This is a genomic window from Dietzia sp. CW19, from assembly GCF_014145265.1.
Taxonomy (GTDB): domain Bacteria; phylum Actinomycetota; class Actinomycetes; order Mycobacteriales; family Mycobacteriaceae; genus Dietzia; species Dietzia natronolimnaea.
In genome coordinates this window covers 1-4,468 of the sequence record NZ_JAALEE010000231.1, presented here as the reverse complement: position 1 = coordinate 4,468, position 4,468 = coordinate 1, and the positions used below count along the sequence as shown (strand labels likewise).

6 protein-coding genes and 1 riboswitch (1 of these 7 cut by a window edge) are annotated in these 4,468 nt (G+C 71.9%); of the genes, 2 read left to right on the top strand and 4 right to left on the bottom strand.

All coding sequences use genetic code 11. The annotated features are described in order from the left end of the window. Window positions 1-93: riboswitch (cyclic di-AMP (ydaO/yuaA leader) on the bottom strand (it extends 106 nt beyond the left edge of the window). 178 nt (window positions 94-271) lie between these two features. After that, window positions 272-553 (bottom strand): hypothetical protein, encoded by a 282-nt coding sequence (locus tag G6021_RS07655; protein ID WP_182616131.1) that lies wholly within the window; start codon window positions 551-553, stop codon window positions 272-274. Window positions 554-674: 121 nt separating this feature from the next. On the opposite strand from G6021_RS07655, the gene G6021_RS07650 reads away from it, so the two are divergent. After that, window positions 675-1,076 (top strand): cold-shock protein, encoded by a 402-nt coding sequence (locus G6021_RS07650; RefSeq protein WP_179524659.1) that lies wholly within the window; start codon window positions 675-677, stop codon window positions 1,074-1,076. Window positions 1,077-1,085: 9 nt separating this feature from the next. Here G6021_RS07650 and G6021_RS07645 read toward each other — a convergent pair whose 3' ends face one another. The 3 genes from G6021_RS07645 to G6021_RS07635 are packed head-to-tail and all read right to left on the bottom strand — an operon-like array spanning window position 1,086 to window position 3,878. After that, window positions 1,086-1,595, bottom strand: a complete 510-nt coding sequence (locus G6021_RS07645) for a DUF2771 family protein (protein ID WP_182616132.1) — start codon at window positions 1,593-1,595, stop codon at window positions 1,086-1,088. Beyond that, on the bottom strand, window positions 1,592-2,983 hold the full coding sequence (locus G6021_RS07640) for an MFS transporter (RefSeq protein ID WP_182609791.1): 1,392 nt from the start codon (window positions 2,981-2,983) through the stop codon (window positions 1,592-1,594). The genes G6021_RS07645 and G6021_RS07640 overlap by 4 nt, the downstream gene beginning before the upstream one ends. After that, window positions 2,976-3,878 carry a glutaminyl-peptide cyclotransferase gene (locus tag G6021_RS07635; protein WP_182616134.1) on the bottom strand — a complete coding sequence of 301 codons (903 nt, stop codon included), beginning with the start codon at window positions 3,876-3,878 and terminating at the stop codon, window positions 2,976-2,978. Before G6021_RS07635 ends, G6021_RS07640 begins: the two co-directional genes overlap by 8 nt. 57 nt (window positions 3,879-3,935) lie before the next feature. Here G6021_RS07635 and G6021_RS07630 point away from each other — a divergent pair. Next, window positions 3,936-4,468: DUF3027 domain-containing protein (locus G6021_RS07630; protein WP_182609795.1), on the top strand; the 533-nt coding region annotated here is incomplete at its 3' end.

Here is a 4,468-nt window from a genome sequence, read left to right as displayed (position 1 = left end):
GGCGGCTTGACCCCAAGGCGACCTGTGGTCGCCGGCCCGAGGTGGGCCCTGATCGGGTCCCCCGTCCCCGCCCGGTAACGGTCAATGTCGCATCGGCCGCAGGGCGGGGTTCGGTGGTGCGTCCGATGCCAACTCGCTGACGAGTCTGCCCCGAACAGTAGCGGCTTGATGCCGGATCGTCACCATTCTGAGATAAAACCAGGTCACACAGGAGGGCGGGAGGTGACGTTATCGGCTTGTTACCTGGAACTTCGCCAGGGGGTGGGTTCCGTCACACCCTGGGCGGCCGGGAGCCGAGAATCGCGTACAGCAGCCCCAGGAGGAACCCGACCGGGGTGAACACCATCGCGCCGAGGTACAGGAAGGTCGGCGCGTCCCGATCCAGGACGAACGGGGTCAGTGCGGCGAGGACGGTGAACACCACACCGACGGCGAAGACGACCAGCGCCGCGATGAACAGGCCGCGGCGTCTGGGCCGGACCGGGGCGGGCTCGGCCGCGTGGGGTGCCCAGGGGTCGGGGTCGTCGGCTGGGGGTCGGGCGTCGGAGGTCACACGGGGGAGGCTACCGGCCCGGCGGGGGCGCCGGGCCACCGCCTCGGCGAGGGTAGTCTCGAGTCATTCGTGGTGGATGTCGGTCGCACGTGTGCGCGATCGTGTGGAGAGGTGGTTCGCGGTGCCCAGTGGCAGGGTCAAGTGGTACGACGCGGAGAAGGGTTTCGGTTTCCTGTCCCACGAGGGCGGGGAGGACGTCTACGTCCGGTCGGACGCGCTCCCCGACGGGGTGGACACGCTACGGCCCCGCCAGCGCGTGGAGTTCGACATGGTCTCCGGTCGGCGTGGCCCCCAGGCTCTGCGGGTGGTCGTCCACGAGGAGCCCACCGTCGTGCAGGACCGTGCCCCCCGCGGCGGCCCACGGCACTCGCCCGATGAGCTGCACGGGATGGTCGAGGACATGATCAAGGTCCTCGAGACGACCGTCCAACCCGAGTTGCGGCGCGGCCACCGTCCCGACCACAAGGTGTCGGGTCGCGTGGCGTCGGTGCTCCGCGCCGTCGCCCGCGAACTGGACGCGTGACCCGCCGGCTCAGTCCGCGTAGGTGATCCCGACGGACCACTCGCCGCTGAGGATCGTCTCGGAGCCGTCCGCCGCGTAGACCAGGGCGACCGCGCGGAGCGCCAGTCCTTCGATCCGTCCCTCGTCAGGGAGGGTGACCGGGATGAGTAGTTCGCCGGGGCCGTCGGGTTCGAGGGTGTATTCGCGGAACCCGTCCGCGCGGATCTCGTAGACGTCGAGCGTGGCGCGGCGCAGTTCCACCGGCAGCCGCACCGTGAGGGTGTGTTCACCGGTGACCGTGAACTCACCCACCGGGTTGGTGTAGCTCGTGCCGTCGAGGTCCGTCGCGGCGAACGGCAGTACCTCCACGTGGTCGCGGTCGGTGGCGACGGTGATCGCCGGCACCGCCCCGTGACGTGAGGCGGAGCCCTGCCACGCTCCGACGATCGCGGCGACCATGATGATCACCCACGCCAGGATCGCCCAGGTGACTGGGCGGACGCGGGTGCCGGACGCGGGGGCATCGCTGTAAGAGCTCACTCCTCCATTCTGCCGAGCAGGCGCGCGCCGAATGCACGGGGGTCACGTGGCGCTCCGGGGAACCTGGGTCGGTTGCCGCCGAGCCCCGGTACCAGGGTGGACCCGCGCGCGGTCAGGAGCGACTGGCCGAACAGCAGGGCGCCCACGACCGAGATCACGCTGAAGCCCACAGTGAAGTCCGGCGGGAGGAGGACCCCCAGCGCACCGCCCGCGACCCACGCCAGTTGTAGCGCCGTCTCGGACCGGCCGAACGCGGAGGACCGTGCGGAGTCGGGGATGTCCGTCTGGATCGACGCGTCGAGCGCCACCTTGCCGAGCGCGCTGCACACCGCCGCCACCAGTGCGAGGGGGGCCGCCGCCCAGATGTTGCCGAGGAACGCCGCGACCACCGCCGCCGACAGCGCTGCGCCCGCCGCCGTCGTGGTGATCCTGCCCGGTCGGCCCAGGGGGAGACGGGCGCCCACGGCATTCCCCACGAAGGTGCCGAGTCCTCCCGCCGCACCGGCGATCGCGAGCATCCCGGCCTGTTCCGCCGCGGTGGCGTTCTCCTGGGCCTTGGCCACGAACGCGAGGAACAGGGTGAGGAAGCCGGTCATGAACCGGACCATCGACACGGCCCAGAGGTTGGCCAGGACCTGACGGCCCAGCGGCCGGGTGAGAACGGCCTTGAGCCCGCTGACGAGCGGGCGGCCCCGGTCCACGCGCAGGGTCGCCGACTCCTCGTCGAGCGAGGCCTCGGCGTGTGCGGGGATGGTCATCGCGATGTACGCCGTCACCAGCGCCACCGCGGCGAGCAGCCACAGGGCCGCGTCGGAGCCCCACACCCACGACACGGCTCCGGCGAGGGCCCCTGCGATCAACGACCCGCCCACGTGGCCGAGCACCGTCAGCCGGGAGTTCGTCCGGACCAGGTCGAGCGCCGGCGGCAGGACGTGCGGGGTGATCGACGCCTTGACCACGCCGAAGGTCTTGGACAGCACGAGCATCCCCAGCGCGAGGGGATACAGCAGCCAGGAGTCGAAGTTGAGCGCGAGGATCACCGCGAGCACCGCCCGCAGGGTGAAGGTCAACGACACCGTGAGGCGCCGCCCGCTCCGCAGCCGGTCGAGGGCCGGTCCGATCACCGGGGCGATCAGCGCGAACGGGGCGACCGTGACGAGGAGGTACAGGGCCACGTTGCTCCGCGACTCGGCGGTGGCGGCGGAGAAGAACAACGTGTTGGCCAGGGCGACGGCGAGGATCGCGTCGCACGCGAAGTTGGCGACGGTGACGTAACTCAGCTGCGACAGGCCCGATCTGTCGGCCCCGTCGGCGTGGAAGACCCGCCGGACGCCCCGGCCGACGGTGGCCGCGGCTCGACGGGTCGGCCCGGGGGAGCGGTCAGCCAATGAGGCGCACCTCGTACATCGTCGGCCACAACTTCCCTGTGAGCAGCACGTTCTCCGAACCGGGGAGCGCGGCGATCCCGTTGAGAACCGCCTCCCGGCTGGCCGGCCGGGGTCGCTCGAGCGCCGAGGCGTCGTAGATGGCGGTGACCGCGCCGGTGGCGGGGTCGATGCGGATGACCTCGTCCGTCATCCAGACGTTGGCGAGGACGGTGCCGTCCGCGCACTCGAGTTCGTTGATCCGGACCACGGGTGTGCCCCCCGAGGTCACCGAGACCGTGCCGGTGGGCTCGAAGGTGACGGGGTCGCGGAAGGTCAGCTGGTCGGAGCCGTTGCTCATGATCAGCCGTTCGCCGTCGTGACACAGGCCCCAGCCCTCGCCCACGTACGGCACCTCGGAGCGCACCTCGAGGGTCCGGGGGTCCCGGTTGTGGGCGATCCCGTTGGTCCAGGTCAGGGTCCAGAGGGTGTCCGGGGTGACGGCCAGGCCCTCGCCGAACTCGTCGTCCGCCATCCGCACGGACACGGTGGGCGGGCCGCCGGCGAGCGGGCGGCGCTGCACCTGCGAGCGGGTGAACTCACCCGTCGACTCGTAGATCTCGTCGCCCACCACCTGCAGACCCTGGGTGAACAACTCAGGATCGTGCGGCAGGGTCCGGACGACCTCGACCGAACCCCGTACGGGCCGGGGCTCGGCCGGGCCCACCGGCACCTGTCCGCCGGCCGCGTCGCCGGACCCGGAACCGGAGCCGGTGGGCATGCTCGACGACGCGAGGGAGGCGCCGGGGGACGTGGCGCTCCCGGCGTCGTCGGAACCGGTCGCGGTACACGCCGCGACGGCGCCGACGAGGGAGAGGGAGACCGCGAGAGGGCCGAGGGTGCCGAGGACGCTGCGCATGCGTCAAGGATGCCGTACTACGGGCCGGACCGCGACGCTGTCGCGATGACGCGCATAATGGGTGGGGTGAACACCGAGGTAGGCACGGATCAGGAGGCGGACCCCGTGAGCACCGATCAGGCCTCGGGCTTCGACGAGGCCCTGCGCGAGAGACTGGCCTCGGGCGTCGACGTGGCGCGTGCCGCCGTGGAGGAGTTCGCGTCCGACGGCGTGGGAGAGCACCGGGGGGCCGTCGTCGAGGCGCCGTTCACCACGACGCACCGGTTCGCCTCGGACCTCCCCGGCTACCGCGGGTGGTACTGGGCCTGCGTCCTGGCGCTGGTCCCCGGCGGCGAGCTGACGGTCGACGAGATCTCGCTCCTCCCCGGTCCCGACTCGGTGGTGGCCCCGGAGTGGGTGCCGTGGGAGAAGAGGATCCGCCCGGGCGATCTGGGTGCCGGTGATCTGCTGCCCCCCGCGGACGACGACGAGCGTCTGGTCCCGGGACAACTCCTCACCGGGGACGACGGACTCGACGAGGTCGCCGGCCCCGTCGGGCTCGGCAGGCCACGGCACCTGAGCCGGGAGGGCCGGTCGGCCGCCGCCGCCCG

Bases quoted from the DNA above. Each gene is read 5' to 3' on its own strand.
- G6021_RS07635 (WP_182616134.1), bottom strand. From the start codon at position 3,878: ATGCGCAGCGTCCTCGGCACCCTCGGCCCTCTCGCGGTCTCCCTCTCC.